This window comes from Bradyrhizobium sp. Kon10 (assembly GCF_055807395.1).
The window spans coordinates 51,377-68,689 of the sequence record NZ_JBVVOZ010000028.1; the positions used below are offsets into that span (position 1 = coordinate 51,377).

The window sequence follows — 17,313 nt, forward strand, 5'->3', positions numbered from 1 at the left end:
GGGCAACGAATGGCGCTGGAGATCAAGATCCTGGACTATGGCGATATCGAGCTGGAATCGAGCTTTCTGGTTCTCGGCCGCGACTGCGGCCGAACCCGCCGCGTCCTCACCCTCGGCTTCCTGATCCTCGGCGGCAAATACCCGGTCGTGGTCGATACCGGCTACCGCTCCAACCAGATCATGGAGACGCTGGGCATGCGCGGCCTGCAATACCACGAGCACATGATCGAGAACCAGCTGGCGCGCCATGGCGTGCGCATGGGCGACGTGCGCTTCGTCTGCCACACCCATCTGCACATCGACCACGCCGGCAAGGACGATCTGTTCCCGATGAATACGACCGTCGTGCTCAATCGCAAGGAGCTCGAATATTCCGTCTCCGGCCTGATGCATCCCCAATACCCGGCGCCCGATATCAAGCACCTCATCGACCGCCTGCATACCAAGAGCGCGCTGCGCTTCCTCGACCTTGAGATCACCGGCCCGATCGAGCTGATGCCTGGCGTGTATTGCGACGCTGCCAACGCGCATACCGAGGGCTCGATGAACATCATCGTCGAGACCGCCGACGGCATCGCGACCATCTGCGGCGACGTGATCTACGATTTCAACGACCAGATCGTCACGCCCTTCAACGAGATCCACGATTGGGAGCCGCGCACGACCGGCAATCACGGCACCAGCAAGCGGGCCGAGAAGGCGTCGATCAAGAAGCTCCTGAGCAATTCGCGTTACCTGCTTCCGGTCCACGACAGGCCGGCCAAGATCGAGGGCGGGGTCGTGGTCGGACGCCTGCACGACCAGGTCCCCGGCCCGATCGTGCAATCGTTGCCCGCACGCAACTGGTTCCCGGCCTGAGGGCTTTTTGTCTGCGTGATCTTGATGGAAACCGCTCCAGAGTTTTCCGGATCATGCTTCTGAGGATCGACCGATGACCCACGTCACCCTGCGCTCCGAATTCGACGCTTTGATTGATCCCTATGCGCCGGTGGCGCAGGTCGGCACCGGCTTCGACTTCACGGAAGGACCGATCTGGCACCCGATCGATCAATATCTGCTGTTCTCGGACATGCCGGGCGACGTGCGACGGCGCTGGGACGCCCGGCGCGGCGTGGTCGAGGTCAGGCGCCCGTCGAACAAATGCAACGGCATGACTTACGACGCCGAGCTCAATCTGATCGTCTGCGAGCACGCGACCTCGTCGCTGATCCGCGAGCGGCCGGACGGCCGGCGCGAGGTGCTGGCCTCGCACTTCCAGGGTCAGGAGCTCAACAGCCCGAACGACGTCTGCGTGCACTCCTCGGGCGCGATCTATTTCTCGGACCCGTGGTACGGCCGCATGCCGGTCTATGGCGTCGAGCGGCCGCGGCAGCTCGGCTTCCAGGGTGTCTATCGCGTCGTCGCTGGCGGCGAGCCAACGCTCGTGGTCGATCGCAACCTGTTCGACCAGCCGAACGGGCTCTGCTTCTCGCCCGACGAGCGACTGCTTTATGTCAACGACACCGTGCAGGCGCTGATCCGCGTGTTCGACGTCAACAGCGATGGCTCGCTGTCGAACGCGCGCGTGTTCGCCAGCGGCATCCGTTCCGAGCTGGAGCCCGGCCTGCCCGACGGCATGAAGTGCGACCAGCACGGCAATGTCTGGGTCACCGCGCCCGGCGGCGTCTGGGTCTATTCGCCGCGCGGCGAGCTGCTAGGCAAGGTTCGCGTGCCCGAGCTGGTCGCCAACCTCGCCTGGGGCGGACCTGATTTTCGCACGCTGTACCTGACCTCGACGCATTCGGTCTATGCCATCCCGACCAAGGCTGGACCGCGCCACGAGCCCTATATGAGCGCCAGGCGTGGCGGTGGCGGCGCAGGCGCCGGGCCAGCAGCCGCGGCGCCCATCCTCGCCGATGGCGAGATGCAGCTCGATCCGCGGCGTTGCGCTATGATCATTCAGGATTTGCAGAACGACGTGATCATGGACGGCGGTGCGTTCGCCGACTCGGGCGCGCCGGGACACGCGAAACAACAGCATGTCGTCGAGAATGTGCGCCGGCTCGCGGAAGCTGCGCGCGCCCGCGGCGTCACCATCATCCACGTCTGGTTCGTGGTCGAGCCCGGCGCCCCCGGCGTGACGTTGAACGCGCCGCTGTTCGAGGGCCTCGTCGACAGCAAGGCGATGGTCCGCGGCAGCTGGGGCGCGGCACCGGCCTCGGGTCTCGAACCGCGGCCCGGCGATTTCGTCGTCGAGAAGATGCGGATGAGCGCCTGGGAGGGCACCCGGCTCGAGACGATCCTCAAGGCGACCGGGCGCGACATGATCATCAACACCGGCGCCTGGACCAACATGTCGGTCGAGCACACCGCGCGTACCGGTGCCGACAAGGGCTATTTCATGATCGTGCCGGAGGACTGCTGCTCGACCATGAATGCCGATTGGCAATCTGCCTCGATCAACTTTGCCATGCAGAACGTCGCCGTCGTGACGCGCGCGGACGCGGTCATCAGAGCGCTGGGATGAATGGTGGCAAAGCTGCTGCACCTGTCCTGCTCGCCGCGCGCCGACTCCGAGTCGAGCGCCGGCGCGCGGGTGTTTCTCGAGGGGTTTCGCCAGGCGCGGCCGGACTGGGATATCGACGCGGTGGACCTTTGGCGAGAGCGGATGCCGGAGTTCGCAGGCCCGATCGTCGAGGCCAAATATGCGCGCATGACTGCAACGCCCTTCAACGACGCGCAACGCGACAGCTTTGCCGAGGCCGAACGGATGGCGCTGCGCTTTTCGCTCGCCGATCGGGTGCTCATTTCCGCGCCGATGTGGAATTTCGGCATCCCCTACAAGCTGAAGCAGTGGTTCGACATCGTCATCCAGCCCGGCCTGACGTTCCGGTTCGACCCGGCGCAGGGGTACCTTCCGCTGCTGAAGGACCGGCCGACCGTCGTCATCCTCGCGTCCGGCAGCGATTTCGGCACCGGCATGAATCGCGGCCGCATCGACATGGCCACGCCCTATTTGCGCGAGGCGCTCCGCTTCATCGGCGTCAGCGACGTGCGCTTCGTGCCGGTCGGCCCGACCACCGGCCCGGCGGATCCGATCCTGGCCGCTCGCGAAACGGCATACCGACGGCTCAGGGACATCGCTGCACGTTTTTGACGATGCTCCTCGTCAAGCAACGGCGCGCGTGGTCGGACTTGCGACAGTGCCGTCAAGGAATCCGGTCAGCCGCTGCCGGATGATTTGCTCGGCTTCGCTCATGATGCGGTCGACCAGCTCCTTCACCGTCGGGATATCGTGGATCAGCCCGACCACCATGCCGCAGCTCCAGGCGCCGGCGTCCATCTCGCCGTCGACCATCACCCTGGGGTAGACACCCGCGACCTGCTCGTGGATATCCTCGATCTTGAGGCTGGCCCCCTTCTCGCGCTCGACTTCGAGCAACTGATCGACGCCCTTGTTCTTGAGCACGCGCTCGGTGTTGCGCAGCGCACGCATCACCAGCACCGTGTCGAGCTCGGTGGCTTTGACCAGAGCCCGCTTCACGTTCGCATGAACGGGGGCCTCCTTTGTCGCGATGAAGCGGGTGCCCATGTTCATGCCGGCGGCGCCCATCGACAGAGCGGCAACGAGGCTCCGCGCATCCGCCATGCCACCGGAGGCGACGAACGGAATCTTCAGTTCGTCCGCCGCGCGCGGCAGCAGGATCATGTTCGGAACGTCGTCCTCGCCGGGATGGCCGCCGCATTCGAAGCCGTCCACACTGACGGCATCGCAACCGATCTTTTCGGCTTTCAGCGAATGCCGCACCGAGGTGCATTTGTGGATCACCTTGATGCCGGCGGCCTTCAGCGCCGGCATGTACTGCTCGGGGCTGCGGCCGGCGGTCTCCACCGCCTTGACGCCGCCTTCCTTGATGGCGGCGATATACTCCGGATAGGGCGGCGCAGTGAAGCTCGGCAGGAACGTCAGGTTCACGCCGAACGGCTTGTCGGTCATGTCGCGGCATCGCGCGATTTCCTTGGCCAGCAACTCCGGCGTCCGCTGGGTGAGGCCGGTGATGATGCCGAGGCCGCCGGCGTTCGACACCGCGGCTGCCAGCTCGGCGAAGCCGACATAGTGCATGCCGCCCTGGATGATCGGATGCTGGATGCCGAACAGTTCAGTGATTGCTGTCTTCACGTGCGCTTCTCCGCTTTCCGATCAGTTGACGATTTCGAACAGGCCTGCCGCGCCCATGCCGCCGCCGATGCACATGGTTACCACGCCGTATTTCGCCTTGCGCCGCCGCCCCTCGATCAGGATATGCCCCGCAAGCCGGCTGCCCGTCATACCATAGGGATGGCCGATGGCGATCGAGCCACCATTCACGTTCAGCTTGTCCGGATCGATCCCGAGCTTGTCGCGGCAGTAGATCACCTGGACGGCATAGGCTTCGTTCAGCTCCCAGAGATCGATGTCATCGATCTTGAGGCCGTGCCGCTTGAGCAGGCGCGGGATCGCAGCGACCGGACCGATGCCCATTTCGTCCGGTTCGACTCCGGCCGCAACGAACCCACGGAAGATGCCGAGCGGCTTCAGGCCTTTCTTGGCGGCGATCTTGTCGCTCATGAGCACGCAGGCTGAGGCGCCGTCGGAGAGCTGGCTGGCATTGCCGGCCGTGATGGTCTTGCCTTCGAACACCGGCTTGATCTTCGCAAGCCCTTCCGCCGTGGTCTCGGGGCGCGGACCTTCATCCTTCGAAAGCGTCACCTCTTGATAGGTGACCTCCTTGGTGTCCTTGTTGACGACGGCCGTCCTGGTCGTGATTGGGACGATCTCGTCATTGAAGCGTCCGGCCTGCACCGCGGCACCGATACGGCGCTGGCATTCGAGGCTGTATTCGTCCTGCCGGTCGCGGCCGATCTTGTAACGCTCGGCCACGATCTCGGCGGTGTCGAGCATCGACATGTACATCTCCGGCTTCATCGCCGTCAGTTCGTCGTCGACCGCATGGAATCTGTTCATGTGCTCGTTCTGCACCAGGCTGATCGATTCGACGCCGCCGCCAATCGCGATCTCGACGCCGTCCAGCATGATCGAGCGTGCCGCCACCGCTATGGCCTGCAGGCCGGAGGCGCATTGCCGATCGATCGTGGTCCCGGCGACGGTGACCGGGAGGCCGGCACGAATCGCCCCCTTGCGTGCGACGTTCATCACCATCGTGCCCTGCTGCATCGCGCAGCCCATCACCACGTCCTCGACCTCGCCGGGGTCGATGCCCGCGCGCCTTACCGCTTCCGCCATCACATGGCCGGCGATGGTCGGCCCCTCGGTGTTGTTCAGCGCACCGCGATAGGCCTTGCCGACGCCGGTGCGGGCGGTGGAAACGATAACTGCCTCTGTCGTCATGCTTGCCTCTTTTGTTACGCAGCCGCGTCGAGCTGCACATAACGCAGCAAGTGGTGGGCGGGGTCGCCAAACTGGATGTTGATGGAGGAGATTCGCTTGAAGTAGTGACCGACGTTCAACTCGTCGGTCATGCCCATGCCGCCGTGGAGCTGCACCGCCTGCTCCGCGATGAACTTGCCGGCATAGCCGACCCTCGACTTGGCGCCGGAGGCGAGGCGCGAGATACCACTCTCGCCGGCACCGAGGCTGAGATTGAGATGCTGCATCAGGGAAAGCGCCTCCTGATGCGCGATGAACATGTCGACCATCCGGTGCTGCAACACCTGGAAGCTGCCGATGGTGACGCCGAACTGCTTTCGGGCCTTGGAGTATTCCAGCGTCGCGGAGTTCAATTCGGCCATCGCGCCGACCGCCTCGGCGCAGAGCGCGCCGATGGCCCTGTCGCGGCAGCCTTCCAGCAGGGCGACGCCTTCGCCCTCGCTGCCGAGCAACTCGCCGCGCACATCGCGGAAAGTGATCTCCGCGGCACGGCGGCCGTCGATGGTCTTAAAGCTCCGCAATTCGAGATTCGCCGCCCGGGCATCGACGACGAACAGGCTGACGCCGGCGCGATCGTCGCGCTTGCCCTTGGTGCGGGCGGAGACGATAAGATAGTCCGCCCAGGGCGCCGCGATGACGGCGGTCTTCTCACCAGTGAGTATGTAATCGCGGCCGCTACGCCGCGCCGTGGTCGCGACATTGGCGAGGTCGAAGCGCGAGGCTTTTTCGGTCCAGGCCAGCGCCCAGATCTTCTGTCCGGCAATGATATCGGGAATCAAGGTCTGCTTCTGCTCTTGGGAGCCGGCGTGCTCGATCAAGCCGCCGGCCAGCACGATCGTCTCGATGTACGGCTCCACGACAAGGTAGCGCCCGAACTCGTGGGCAACGATCATGGTGGAGAGCGGACCGCCACCGATGCCGCCGCTCTCCTCTGAAAACGGCGCGGCGAGCAGGCCGAGCTCCGCAAAGGTTCCCCATTGCCTGCGGCTCCAGCCGTCTTCGCTCGCGATGATCTTGCGGCGCGCTTCGAAACTGTACTGGTCACGCAACATGCGCTCCACGCTGGAGCGCAACAATTCCTGCTCTTCCGTGAACTGGATATCCATCCGATCCTCTTGTTGCGCTGTTGCTAGAGACCGAGCACCGCTTTGGCGATGATGTTGCGCTGGATCTCGTTCGATCCGCCGTAGATGCTGATCTTGCGCGTGTTCAGGTACTTTTCCGAAGCGGTGTGGCCATAATCAGGGCCCGGCATAAACTGATTAGAACTCAGCGGCTGCTCGCGAATCGCCAGTCCGTAATTGCCGACGGCACGATGCGTCAGCTCGGTAATCCACTGAAAGATCTCGGTGCCGCGGATCTTGAACAGCGACGCCGCAGGACCCGGATCAACGCCACGTGCCATCTGCGCAACAACCCGCAGCTCGGTGGCCTCGAGCGCAAGCACGTCGATCTCGATCCGCCCGATTTCCTTGCAAAGTTCGAGATGCGCCGGATCATCCGCGGGGATCTCCGCGTCCACGATCTTCTTCAGCCGGTTGAGATAACGCGTCGACCGGCCGATCCCGGCCAGGCTGGCCCGCTCGTTACCGAGCAGGAATTTGGCGTAGCTCCAGCCCTTGTTCTCCTCGCCGATCAGATTTTCGACGGGGACGCGTACGCCCTCAAGGAACACGTCGTTGACCTCGTGCGATCCGTCGATCGTGATGATCGGACGCACGGTGACACCGGGCGATTTCATGTCGATCAACAGGAACGAGATTCCGGCCTGAGGCTTTGCGCTCGGATCGGTGCGCACCAGGCAGAAGATCCAGTCGGCGTGCTGCGCCAAGGTTGTCCAGGTCTTGTGGCCGTTGACGATGTAATGGTCGCCATTGCGTACGGCCTTGGTACGGACGGTGGCGAGGTCCGAGCCCGAGCCCGGTTCGGAATAGCCCTGGCACCACCAATCTTCTCCCGACAGGATCCGCGGCAAGAACTTTTGCTTTTGCGCGTCATTGCCGAAGGTGTAGATGACTGGACCAACCATGGTCACGCCGAACGCCAACGGCGGCAGCGTCCCGGCGCGGCTGGTTTCCTGCTCGAAGATGAAACGCCGGGTGATCGACCAGCCGGGGCCACCATATTCCTTGGGCCAGAGCGGCGCGATCCAGCCCTTCTTGTAGAGGATGCGGTGCCAGAGCAGCGATTGCTCTTTGGTCAGGTCGGTCTCCGGATTGGGGACCCGCATTTCCTTCGGATAGTTTTCGGCAATGAACGCGCGCACCTCATCACGAAAGGCCGCGTCTTCGGGAGACAGTGCGAGTTCCATCTTGCGTGTCCTACCACTTCTCACCGAAGGGACGGATTTCCATCTCAGAGGTCCAAGCGCTTTTCGGCTGCTGATAAAGCTGCCAGTATGACGCCGCGACCGAGGACGGCGGCATTAGCAGATCCGGATCGTCGAGCGCATTGGGGCCCAGCGTTTTTAGGCGCAGCTGCCGAACCCATTCGGTGTCGACACCCGAGTCGATGACGAGATGAGCGACATGGATGTTTTTCGGTCCCAGTTCTCGCGCCATCGCCTGCGCCACAGCGCGAAGTCCGAATTTGGCGCTGGCAAAAGCGGCATAGCCGCTGCCACCGCGTAAGGAAGCTGTCGCACCTGTGAAGAAGATGTTGCCTTGGCCGCGCGGCAGCATCAGCCGGGCTGCCTCGCGCCCGGCGAGAAAGCCGGAGTAGCAGGCCATCTCCCAGACCTTGCGGAAAACGCGCTCGGTCGTATCGAGGATCGGGAAGTTGACGTTGGCGCCAATGTTGAAGATGCAGACATCCAACGGCGCGTGCTTGTCGGCATCATTCAGGAACGAGATGATCTCCTCCTCCTTGCGGGCGTCGAGCGAGCGTGCCTGTATCTCGCCGCCGGCGGCCTCGATCTCCTTCACCAGCGGCGCCAGCTTGTCACCGTTGCGGCGGCCGGCGAAGACGGTGAAGCCCTCGGAGGCAAATTTCTTCGCTATCTCGCCGCCGATGAAATCGCCCGCCCCGATCACGGCGACGGTTGCATTTCTTTTTTTCAAGGGTCTTCTCCCGGAAGAACATCGGCGCTTTTCCAACGTTGCGCCCTCGCTCGAAAACATGCGTTCTTTTTTAGAACTCGTCAATCGCTATTTTCTGTCCATGGCTGGATCGGGAAATGACAGCGACGCTGCCGCATTCCATGATTCTTCAGAACTCCGTTTACAACGCGGCTTTCAGCCGATAGCTATACGTATCAAATAAGAACTTATGGGAGAACGAGCATGGGAGAAAATCGCGGAGTCGCGATGCTGGTGGGCGCGGGCGATGCCATCGGCGCTGCCGTTGCGCGGCGGTTTGCCAGCGAGGGCTACACTGTTTGCGTCTGCAGGCGCGATGCGGCCAAGTCCCAGGGGCTTGTCGATGAGCTCAGGGCGAAAGGCCAGGGTATCCACGCCTTCAGCGTCGATGCCCGCCAGGAAGCAGAGGTCCAGAAGCTGTTCGCGGACGTCGAACGCGACATCGGGCCGATTGAGATCTGCCTGTTCAATGCGGGATCGAACGTCAACAAGCCCCTGCTGGAGACCACTGAGAAGCTCTTCTTCAAGGCCTGGGAGCTGGCGTGCTACGCGGGCTTCCTGGTCGGACGCGAAGCTGCGCGCGTCATGCTGTCGCGCGGACGCGGCACCATCTTTTTTACCGGAGCGACCGCAAGCATCCGCGGCAGCAAGGGGTTTGCCGCGTTCTCGTCGGCAAAATTCGGGTTGCGCGCGCTGGCCCAGGCCATGGCACGCGAGCTCGGGCCGAAGAACATTCACGTCGTCCACCTCATCATCGATGCCGGCGTCGATAGCGAAGCGATTCATCAACGCATGAAGGCGGCCAAGGGGATCGAGGCCGGCGAGATCCCTCCCGACAGCCTGACCAAAACCTCCTCGATTGCCGAAGCGTATTGGTTTGCCCATCAGCAAAGCCGCGATGGCTGGACCCACGAACTCGATCTTCGTCCTGCTGCGGAGAAGTGGTGACATGAGCGACAATCCAGACCTCACCCTATGGGGCGTTGGGACAAGCCGCACCATTCGACCTCACTGGGCGATGCACGAGCTTGGCCTGGCCTACACAACCAAACCGATCGGCCCGCGGACCGGCGAGACCAAGACGCCCGAATATACCAGGCTTAATCCGCGCCAGAAGGTTCCGCTGCTGCAGGACGGCGACTTCTGCATCGGCGAAAGTGCCGCGATCGTCGCATATTTGTCGCGCATGTACTCCACGCCGGAGCGTGCACTGATTCCGGAAGCCACCCGCGATTATGCCGCCTGGCTGGAATGGTGCTTCTTTGTCGTCACCGAACTCGACTCCACCAGCCTGTACGTGATGCGCCGCCACAGCGCCGATGCGCTCGGCCCGATTTACGGCGTTGCGCCGGAGGTCGTGGCTCAAGCCGCCGAATATTTTCGGGCGCAGTTGCGCCATGTCGAGGTCGCGCTGGCCGACGGCCGACAGTTCCTCATGGGCGACCGCTTCAGCAGCGCCGATATCCTGCTGACGACGTGCCTGGACTGGGCCGTCGCCTACGGTGTCGGCATTTGCGACAATGCGCAGCCTTACCTGGAGCGCATGCGAACCCGGGAGGCTTATCAGCGCGCGGCTGCGGCGAATGTGCCGCGAGCACCGATCACACCGATGCCTGCCCAGGCTTGAGAGCGGGCCGCGGCGCGCGCCGGCTTACAACGCCACACGCAACGTGCGCGCCGCGACCATGCTGTCGATCGCGTCATCATCGTAGCCCAGTTCACGCAGCACCTCGCGCGAGTGCTCGCCGACGCGAGGTGCCGGTCCGCCGATCGCGGCCTCGTTGACCTCGAAGCGGGCTGCGGGCTTCGGCTGCCGCACCCGGCCGACCTTTGGCTGATCGAATTCCGCGATGATCCCGCGCGCCACCACCTGTTCATTGTGGATGATTTCGCCGCGCCGCAAGATCGGCGCGCAAGGGACATCCGCAGCGTCCAGCCGCTCCAGCCATTCGGCGGTGGTGTGCTGGCTGATATACTCGGCCATCTTGTTGATGCGCGCCGTGGCGTTGACCGAACGCGCCGATGGGGTCGCAAACCGGGCATCCTTGGCGAGCTCGGGGTCGCCGGATGCGCGACAAAATCCCTGCCATTCGGAATCGGAGATGGTGCCGGCCGTGATGTAGCCGTCACTGGTCTTGAACACGAGATCCGGGCGATCATTGGGATCGGGGGCGCTAGCATCGGCTCCGACTACAGTGTACTGCATCATGCCTTCCGGCCACAGATAGGAAATCATCGCATCCAGCATCGCGACCTGGATATGATCCCCCTGCCCGGTCTTCTCGCGCGCATAAAGCGCCGCCGCCACCGCCTGTGCCGTGAACACGGCTGTCGTCTTGTCGCAGACGATGGTGCGGATCATCTGCGGCCGGTTGGTGACCGGCTGCGACTGGATATCGGCAAAGCCCGAGAGGCCTTGAATGATCGGATCGTAGACGCGCTTCTTCACATACGGTCCGGTCTCGCCGACGCCGCTGATCGAGACGTAGATCAGGCGCGGGTGGCGCCGGCGCAGCTCTTCGACGCCGAGCCAGAGGCGCTCCATGGTGCCGGGCCGGAAGTTCTGCACCAGGACATCGGCTTGCGCGACCAGCTTGGCCAGCACCTCGCGCCCGGCCGTGCTCTTGACGTCGATCGAGAGCGAACGCTTGCCGCGGTTTGAAGAGATGAACAGCGCGGAAAACTCGCCATCCCTATCGATGGTGGCACGGCTGCGACGGGTGATATCGCCGCCGATCGGCTCGATCTTGAGCACGTCGGCGCCCTGATCTGCGAGAAACATTGTCGCAAACGGCCCCGACACAACGCCGGTCAGATCAAGGACACGAACGCCGCTAAGCGGACCAGCCATTGCACTCTCCCTGGATTTTTTTCTGCCGACGGACCGAGGCTAACCCTAGCGTGCCGCGCGGCCCTCGTCGCGGCACGCCCGGAACTAACCGGTTTTGCACACGGGCTGCCGGGTCTGTTCGACAATGGATTCCTCGACGTCCCGGAGTTGATCCTTGCCGAAAAACATCTCTTTGCCGACGAAGAACGTCGGCGACCCGAACGCACCGCGGGCGACCGCATCATTGGTCAGGTCGATCAACTTCTTCTTGACGTCATCCTGCTGCGCGCGTGCGACCAGCCTGTCGATCTCGATCCCCGAGGAAGCAAATGCGCTCCGGAATACTTCGGGATCGTCCATCTTCTTGGGCTCTTCCCACATATGATGATAGGCGGCGCGGAAATAGGGTTCGAACACGCCCTCGAACTGGGCCGCGACGGCGCCGCGCATCAGCATCAATGTGTTGACCGGAAAGAAGGAGTTCTGGCGGAATGTCGTGATATTGTGGCGCCGGATAAACCGCTGGGTCTCGAGCGCCAGATATTCCGGCTTGTTCTTGATTCCGCGTAGCGAGTCGAACGGCGACATGTTTCCCGTCGCCTTGTAGATCCCGCCCAGCAGGACCGGAACGTACTCGAACTTCACGCCGGTCCGCCGCTCGATCCCGGGAATGGCGACCTCCGCCAGATAGGCGTTCGGACTGCCGAAATCGAACTGGAATTCAACCTTGGGCATCATGACCGCTCTCTCCCGCAGGGCGCATTGGATGGTCCAGGGACCGTCGATCCAATCGCAGGCTTTGATCGACCTTATCTTTACAGTTCTAAAAATGAACTGTCAAACTTCACCGGCTTTGTGCTGCTCAGACGCCTGTCGGGGGGTATTGTTTGGACTTCAGTACCTATCTAGAATGCAAAGAGAGGGCGACGGCCTTAGCGACGATTCGAGCCGGCCATGCCGGGACGACTGGAGACTACGGATGAAGTGGAAGGAACTCGAGGAAGAGCCGTGTTCGATGGCCCGGACCATCGGCGTGATCGGCGACCGCTGGACCCTTCTGATCCTGCGCGAATGCTTTCTGCGTACGCGGCGCTTCGAAGGATTCCAGTCGGCGCTCGGAATTACCCGCCATCTGCTTGCTGAACGGCTAAAGAAGCTGGTGCGGCTGGGCATCCTGCGCCGCATTCCCTACCAGGAAGCGCCCAAACGTCACGAATATATCCTGACGCAGAAGGGCCTCGATCTCTATCCGATCATGATGGCGCTGGTGCATTGGGGCGACACGCACATGGTCGACGAGCGCGGCCGGCCGCTGCTGCACCAGCACCGCAACTGCGGAAAGGACTTCGACCCGGTCATGGTCTGCTCCGAATGCGGCGAACCGCTCTCGGCCAGGGAGGTTCATACCCACCCCGGCCCCGGTGCGAGAGGCCCCCTGCCGATCAAGACGCCTGACAAGCCCAAAGCCAAGTCACGCCGCAGTGCCGCTTGACGCCCTTTGTCATCGCCAACTGAACGCGTCCTCACACCCGAACCACATCCGCGCCGCCTTCGTTGCAGTAGAGGCGTTCCGCCTGCTCAGCCCGATGTTTCAGCACAGCACGCTGATTGACATAGGCCTTGTCGGTGATTTCTCCTGCGGCCAATGAGGGCGGATCCTTCAGCAGGTAGAGCGAGCAAATCTTTTCGCTGCTGCCAACGATGTCGTTGTATTCCCGCAAACGATTTCTCAGGAATTCGATGACATGGGGATCGCAGGTCAAATCCGCGGCAGGACTCTTTGAAATCCGCGCCGCCTCGGTCGGATTGAGCCAACCGAGCAGCGCGCAGGCTTCACGGTTTTCTCCCGCAATCACAATGTCCAGCAATACGCCGCGGGTTGCAGCCAGGATGGCGGCCCGCATATTGCCGATCGCAACCCAGGTGCCGTTCGCGAGCTTGAAGTTCTCGGAAATTCTGCCGGTGAAACGAAGCCCGAGCTCCGGCTTCCCGGCATCGAGAAACGACACGGTATCGCCAATGCGGTAGAACCCCTCCTCGTCGAACGCCTTCTCCGTGAGATCGGGTCTTCCGAGATAACCGGGAGTGACATTGGGGCCCTTGACCCTGGCCTCATACGCATCGGAAACGGGGATCAGCTTCAGCTGCACGCCCGGCGCCGGAAGACCAATCTCGCCGGGCCGGTCCGTTGCCCAATGTGTCGTGCTGATTGTCGGCGCCGTCTCGGTCGTCCCATAGCCCGACATGACTGGAATCTGACGGCCTGTGATCGATGACGTCAGCCGATAGAGTCTTTCTAGCGTGCCCTGCGAAATTGCGGCCCCCGCGTAGCTCAATCGATCCAGCCGCTTGAAGATGCTCGCGCCGAGCGCGAGGTCGTTCTCGATGGCATCACACAAGAGGTTATAACCGGCAGGCACGTTGAACATCGCCGTCGGCGAGATCTCGCTGAGGTTCGCCACCGACTTCTGGAAAAGCTGAGGCAGCGGCCGGCCATCGTCGATGTAGAGCGTCCCGCCGTTCTTGAGAATGCCATGGAGAATGACGTTGCTGCCCATCGTATGGTGCCACGGCAGCCATTCGACCTGGACCGGCGCCTCGGGAGGCGACACCAGCAGGCTTCCCATTTGCAGAGAGCTTGCCATCATGCGGTGCGTGTTCAGCACGCCCTTTGGCAGGCCGGTCGAGCCGGACGTGAAGAGAATTTTCGCAACGGCGTCGCTAGGGACGGCACCCGATGCTTGCGCGAACGCGTCGCATTCGGCTCGATCCGTCAGGACGCGGAAGGGCGTCGTGTCCGGCGCACCGTCGACGCTGATCCAGACCGAGTCCGCCAATTCGGGAATGGAGCGGGCCGCGGAAAAGTCGCGTCCACTCTGAACGAAAACGAAGTTCGGCCGCAGCACCTGCGCGATGTCCTTGAGACGCGCAAGGCCGCCGGGCATCAGCGTGTAGTTCGGCGATATCGGCGCCAGGATCACTCCCATCGACATCGCCGCAAAGGAGATCACCGCGTTCTCGATGGAATTCCCCGAAAGCACCGCCAGCCTGTCGGCCGGCTTCGCGCCCATATCGATCAGGCTTTGGCCGACCGCCTGCACCTGCAACCATGCCTCGCGATAGGTGATCTCGTCCCATCGGCCTTTGGCATTGCGTTGCGCGAGAAATATTCGCTCTGGAGCTGCACTTGCCCAGTGCGGAAGAAAGTCCGTGATGCGCCAGTCGCACGGCCCCAATTCAAGCGGCGACCTCAATATGAGCGTGCCGTCGGTCCGACGCTCGACGGCGAGCTCCCTTGGCGCAAACGTCAGTGGCTTCGTCGACATCGAGAACGATCTCCTGAGTTACCGCGGGCGGACAGAGCGGGCGCGCAAGGCGAGGTCACTCGGACCTGGCATCCAGGACTTCTCCGAAGGCTTGCCACGTCGTGCCGGTCCAGCGCTGCAGCCGCATCTGCGTCCAGATCATGTTCTCGGTCTCGCTGGTATTGACCTTGATCCCGGGCAGCGCAGTCGGAACAACGATATCTTTCAGGTTCTTCGCCTGCCCAAGAATATTCTTCCGCGACAGATCATCGCCGCATTGCCTGAGAATCTGCTCGAGCAGGATGCCTTGCTGATAGCCGGTCAGATAGCTGCCGTTGGTGATGTCGGCGCCCGCGAGATACTTGTCGAAAAACGCCCGGTAGGCCTGCATGCCCGGGTCGTCTTTCCAGGTGTCATCCAGGATATCCTTGTTGATCGTCCCGACCATCACGCCGACCGATTTGTCGAGGCCGGCCGGTGCGAGCGTGCCTCCGACCGAGGCGGAGGGGAAATTGATGATCACGGTCGCCTTCCAGCCGATCACCGACGCTTGCCGGATGGCTTGGGCGGCGAACTTCGGCGTCCCGGCGATGACCAATGCCTCGGCACCCGAGCTCTTCAGATTGGTAATCTGCGAGTCAATCGTCGGGTCGGTGACCTCATAGGAAGCGCTGACGACCTTCCGGTCGAAATCCTTGCCGAGAAACGCCTTGAACGCACCGACGTAGTCTCTGCCGAGATCGTCGTTCTGATAGAGGATGGCGTATTTAGCGTTCGGCAGCGTCTTGGTCAGGTATTTGGCGTAGATTTTTCCTTCGGTGTCGTAGCTGACAAGACCCGTGGTGATCAGCGGATAATTGGCGACGTCCGTGAACTTGGACGAGCCACTGACGATCGCGACACTTGGTACCCCCTTGGCTTTCAGGTATTTTGCAGTGGCCGAAATGCCGGGAGTGCCGAGCTGGCCGAACATGAACGACACTTCGTCGCCTTCAACCAGCTTGCGGACCTGCTCGACCGCTTTGGGAGGACTATATCCGTCGTCATAGGCGATGTAGTTGATCTTGCGTCCGTTGACGCCGCCCCGCTCGTTCAAGGCCTGAATGTAGGCCATGAGCCCCTTGCCGACGAGACCGATGGATGACGCCGGTCCGCTGAAAGGAAACACTCCGCCGATCTTGATCTCGGTGGCAGAGATTCCCGGCTCTTCGGCGGCGAATACCCGTCCGCTCAAACATAGAGCGAGAGCCGCAACGATCGTCCATCTGCCCAACATTGCTCGTCCTCCCAAACGTGCGCTGGCCGTTCGTTGCCGTCGGCCATCTTATCGGTGCAGACTACAGTTCTTTTTTTGAACTCGTCAAGCGGTTAGATGACCCTGTGTCCGGCTTGGTGCGGCTGACCTGCGCGATGCGCGGCAGCTCACAAACATAAGTTATTAGGTTAATTGACGGCTTTCGTGGCGCGGGACCACAGGCGCTTTTGCGTGCAGTTGAGCACGCTTTATCAATTCTTATTTCGAACTAGCTATCGCGGCCTTGGAGTCCGCGCATAACGCAACGGAACCCGATATGACTGGTCGATGTGTCAATCGCCTCGGCATGGCGCGCGGCCGGACGATAACGGCGGCAATAGTTCGGTGCGCAGAGATGCGAGCCGCCCTTCAAGACCTTGCGTGGAATGAGGATGGCAGGCAGGCAGGAATCGTAACTCGTATCCTCGCGCCCGCCACGAGGATTTTTCGGGATGCAGCACGGCTTCGCGGCATCGGCCTGATGCCGCGCCGACCACCAGTCAGAGGTCCACTCCCAGACATTGCCGATCATGTCGTAGAGGCCGTAGCCGTTCGGCGGGAAGGCCATGACCGGCGAGGTACGCTCGAACCCATCCTCGCCGAGGTTCTGGACAGGGAAGTTGCCCTGCCAGATGTTGGCCATGTGCTTGCCGCCCGGCATCAGCGCGTCGCCCCAGGCGAACTCCTCGCCATCGAGGCCGCCGCGCGAAGCGAATTCCCATTCCGCTTCCGTCGGCAGATCTTTGCCGGCCCACCGCGCGTAGGCTGCGGCATCGCTGAAGGAAACGTGCGCGACGGGATGATCGGCGAGGCCCTTGATGTTGCTGCCGGGACCATAGGGATGACGCCAATCGGCGCCGCGCAAGAAGCTCCACCACTGGCTCCAGTCCGCAAGATCCGTAATCCGCGGCAACGGCGAGAACACCAGCGAGCCGGCGTAAACCATCTCCTTCATCGCACCGGGATAGTTCTCGGGATCGGGCACGATCTGCGCCTCGGTGACATGGCCGGTCGCCTCCACAAATTCCTCGAACTGGCGGTTGGTCACAGGGGTCCGATCGACCCAGAAGCCGTCGACGGAGACGCGATGGCTCGGCGCCTCCTCGGGGTAATGGTGATCGGATCCCATCAGGAAGGTCCCACCGGAAACAAAGACCATCTCGCCGGTGTTCGCGTCATCCGGCAACCACTCGCAGTGATCCGGGTTCGCCCGCAGCATGGTGGAACTCCGATACGCGCATTCCATCCGTTGCTACGGCATAGAGTTCAGCAGCGGTCGCCTGCGGCAGATTAATCTGGGCGCTCGACACATTGTCTTGTCCCCTCTTTTGGCGCTTGAGACGGACGATGAAGACCGCCACGGCCTCAACATCTCCCTCCCTTTCGCGCGCAATTTATCG

General features: G+C 62.5%; 16 protein-coding genes. 6 read left to right on the top strand and 10 right to left on the bottom strand.

The window, feature by feature from the left end; all coding sequences use genetic code 11:
- Positions 1-9 precede the first annotated feature (9 nt).
- The 3 genes from AC0L2O_RS28600 to AC0L2O_RS28610 all read left to right on the top strand — a co-directional run bounded on the left by AC0L2O_RS28600 (position 10) and on the right by AC0L2O_RS28610 (position 3,136).
- Positions 10-858, top strand: a complete 849-nt coding sequence (locus AC0L2O_RS28600; RefSeq protein WP_369724826.1) for an MBL fold metallo-hydrolase — start codon at positions 10-12, stop codon at positions 856-858.
- Between the two features lie 73 nt (positions 859-931).
- The gene (locus AC0L2O_RS28605; RefSeq protein ID WP_473372073.1) at positions 932-2,506 is read left to right on the top strand and encodes an isochorismatase family protein; all 1,575 of its coding nucleotides are present in this window, start codon (positions 932-934) and stop codon (positions 2,504-2,506) included.
- 3 nt (positions 2,507-2,509) lie between these two features.
- On the top strand, positions 2,510-3,136 hold the full coding sequence (locus AC0L2O_RS28610) for an FMN-dependent NADH-azoreductase (RefSeq protein WP_473372074.1): 627 nt from the start codon (positions 2,510-2,512) through the stop codon (positions 3,134-3,136).
- Between the two features lie 12 nt (positions 3,137-3,148).
- Here the strand turns inward: AC0L2O_RS28610 and AC0L2O_RS28615 are convergent, their stop codons facing one another.
- Genes AC0L2O_RS28615 through AC0L2O_RS28635 form a run of 5 tightly spaced genes read right to left on the bottom strand, consistent with a single transcriptional unit; the run spans position 3,149 to position 8,466 of the window.
- Positions 3,149-4,159 (bottom strand): NAD(P)H-dependent flavin oxidoreductase, encoded by a 1,011-nt coding sequence (locus tag AC0L2O_RS28615; protein WP_473372075.1) that lies wholly within the window; start codon positions 4,157-4,159, stop codon positions 3,149-3,151.
- 21 nt (positions 4,160-4,180) lie between these two features.
- Positions 4,181-5,368 (bottom strand): acetyl-CoA C-acyltransferase, encoded by a 1,188-nt coding sequence (locus AC0L2O_RS28620; protein WP_473372076.1) that lies wholly within the window; start codon positions 5,366-5,368, stop codon positions 4,181-4,183.
- 14 nt (positions 5,369-5,382) lie between these two features.
- Entirely contained in the window at positions 5,383-6,513 is a 1,131-nt protein-coding gene (locus AC0L2O_RS28625) for an acyl-CoA dehydrogenase family protein (RefSeq protein WP_473372077.1), read from the bottom strand.
- 23 nt (positions 6,514-6,536) lie between these two features.
- Complete coding sequence (locus AC0L2O_RS28630; protein WP_473372078.1) at positions 6,537-7,718, bottom strand: acyl-CoA dehydrogenase family protein; 1,182 nt, start codon at positions 7,716-7,718, stop codon at positions 6,537-6,539.
- Between the two features lie 10 nt (positions 7,719-7,728).
- Positions 7,729-8,466 carry an SDR family oxidoreductase gene (locus AC0L2O_RS28635; RefSeq protein ID WP_473372079.1) on the bottom strand — a complete coding sequence of 246 codons (738 nt, stop codon included), beginning with the start codon at positions 8,464-8,466 and terminating at the stop codon, positions 7,729-7,731.
- 222 nt (positions 8,467-8,688) lie between these two features.
- Between AC0L2O_RS28635 and AC0L2O_RS28640 the strand changes: the two genes are divergently transcribed.
- Both AC0L2O_RS28640 and AC0L2O_RS28645 read left to right on the top strand, forming a co-directional pair.
- The gene (locus AC0L2O_RS28640) at positions 8,689-9,432 is read left to right on the top strand and encodes an SDR family NAD(P)-dependent oxidoreductase (RefSeq protein ID WP_473372080.1); all 744 of its coding nucleotides are present in this window, start codon (positions 8,689-8,691) and stop codon (positions 9,430-9,432) included.
- Between the two features lies 1 nt (position 9,433).
- Positions 9,434-10,111 carry a glutathione S-transferase family protein gene (locus tag AC0L2O_RS28645; RefSeq protein WP_369724843.1) on the top strand — a complete coding sequence of 226 codons (678 nt, stop codon included), beginning with the start codon at positions 9,434-9,436 and terminating at the stop codon, positions 10,109-10,111.
- 24 nt (positions 10,112-10,135) lie between these two features.
- Here the strand turns inward: AC0L2O_RS28645 and AC0L2O_RS28650 are convergent, their stop codons facing one another.
- Both AC0L2O_RS28650 and AC0L2O_RS28655 read right to left on the bottom strand, forming a co-directional pair.
- Entirely contained in the window at positions 10,136-11,335 is a 1,200-nt protein-coding gene (locus AC0L2O_RS28650) for a CaiB/BaiF CoA transferase family protein (RefSeq protein ID WP_473372081.1), read from the bottom strand.
- Positions 11,336-11,419: 84 nt separating this feature from the next.
- On the bottom strand, positions 11,420-12,052 hold the full coding sequence (locus AC0L2O_RS28655; RefSeq protein ID WP_473372082.1) for a DsbA family protein: 633 nt from the start codon (positions 12,050-12,052) through the stop codon (positions 11,420-11,422).
- Between the two features lie 241 nt (positions 12,053-12,293).
- On the opposite strand from AC0L2O_RS28655, the gene AC0L2O_RS28660 reads away from it, so the two are divergent.
- On the top strand, positions 12,294-12,806 hold the full coding sequence (locus tag AC0L2O_RS28660; RefSeq protein ID WP_369724848.1) for a winged helix-turn-helix transcriptional regulator: 513 nt from the start codon (positions 12,294-12,296) through the stop codon (positions 12,804-12,806).
- Positions 12,807-12,837: 31 nt separating this feature from the next.
- On the opposite strand, the gene AC0L2O_RS28665 is transcribed toward AC0L2O_RS28660, so the two are convergent.
- The 3 genes from AC0L2O_RS28665 to AC0L2O_RS28675 all read right to left on the bottom strand — a co-directional run bounded on the left by AC0L2O_RS28665 (position 12,838) and on the right by AC0L2O_RS28675 (position 17,132).
- On the bottom strand, positions 12,838-14,640 hold the full coding sequence (locus AC0L2O_RS28665) for an AMP-binding protein (RefSeq protein WP_473372083.1): 1,803 nt from the start codon (positions 14,638-14,640) through the stop codon (positions 12,838-12,840).
- 55 nt (positions 14,641-14,695) lie between these two features.
- Positions 14,696-15,895, bottom strand: a complete 1,200-nt coding sequence (locus AC0L2O_RS28670) for an ABC transporter substrate-binding protein (protein ID WP_473372084.1) — start codon at positions 15,893-15,895, stop codon at positions 14,696-14,698.
- Between the two features lie 247 nt (positions 15,896-16,142).
- Positions 16,143-17,132, bottom strand: a complete 990-nt coding sequence (locus AC0L2O_RS28675; RefSeq protein ID WP_473372085.1) for a formylglycine-generating enzyme family protein — start codon at positions 17,130-17,132, stop codon at positions 16,143-16,145.
- Between the last annotated feature and the right edge of the window lie 181 nt (positions 17,133-17,313).

Coding starts and splice junctions, on each gene's coding strand:
- AC0L2O_RS28600 (WP_369724826.1), top strand. CDS start 10: ATGGCGCTGGAGATCAAGATCCTGGACTATGGCGATATCGAGCTGGAA.
- AC0L2O_RS28605 (WP_473372073.1), top strand. CDS start 932: ATGACCCACGTCACCCTGCGCTCCGAATTCGACGCTTTGATTGATCCC.
- AC0L2O_RS28620 (WP_473372076.1), bottom strand. CDS start 5,368: ATGACGACAGAGGCAGTTATCGTTTCCACCGCCCGCACCGGCGTCGGC.
- AC0L2O_RS28625 (WP_473372077.1), bottom strand. CDS start 6,513: ATGGATATCCAGTTCACGGAAGAGCAGGAATTGTTGCGCTCCAGCGTG.
- AC0L2O_RS28630 (WP_473372078.1), bottom strand. CDS start 7,718: ATGGAACTCGCACTGTCTCCCGAAGACGCGGCCTTTCGTGATGAGGTG.
- AC0L2O_RS28640 (WP_473372080.1), top strand. CDS start 8,689: ATGGGAGAAAATCGCGGAGTCGCGATGCTGGTGGGCGCGGGCGATGCC.
- AC0L2O_RS28645 (WP_369724843.1), top strand. CDS start 9,434: ATGAGCGACAATCCAGACCTCACCCTATGGGGCGTTGGGACAAGCCGC.
- AC0L2O_RS28650 (WP_473372081.1), bottom strand. CDS start 11,335: ATGGCTGGTCCGCTTAGCGGCGTTCGTGTCCTTGATCTGACCGGCGTT.
- AC0L2O_RS28655 (WP_473372082.1), bottom strand. CDS start 12,052: ATGATGCCCAAGGTTGAATTCCAGTTCGATTTCGGCAGTCCGAACGCC.
- AC0L2O_RS28660 (WP_369724848.1), top strand. CDS start 12,294: ATGAAGTGGAAGGAACTCGAGGAAGAGCCGTGTTCGATGGCCCGGACC.
- AC0L2O_RS28665 (WP_473372083.1), bottom strand. CDS start 14,640: ATGTCGACGAAGCCACTGACGTTTGCGCCAAGGGAGCTCGCCGTCGAG.
- AC0L2O_RS28670 (WP_473372084.1), bottom strand. CDS start 15,895: ATGTTGGGCAGATGGACGATCGTTGCGGCTCTCGCTCTATGTTTGAGC.
- AC0L2O_RS28675 (WP_473372085.1), bottom strand. CDS start 17,132: ATGCTGCGGGCGAACCCGGATCACTGCGAGTGGTTGCCGGATGACGCG.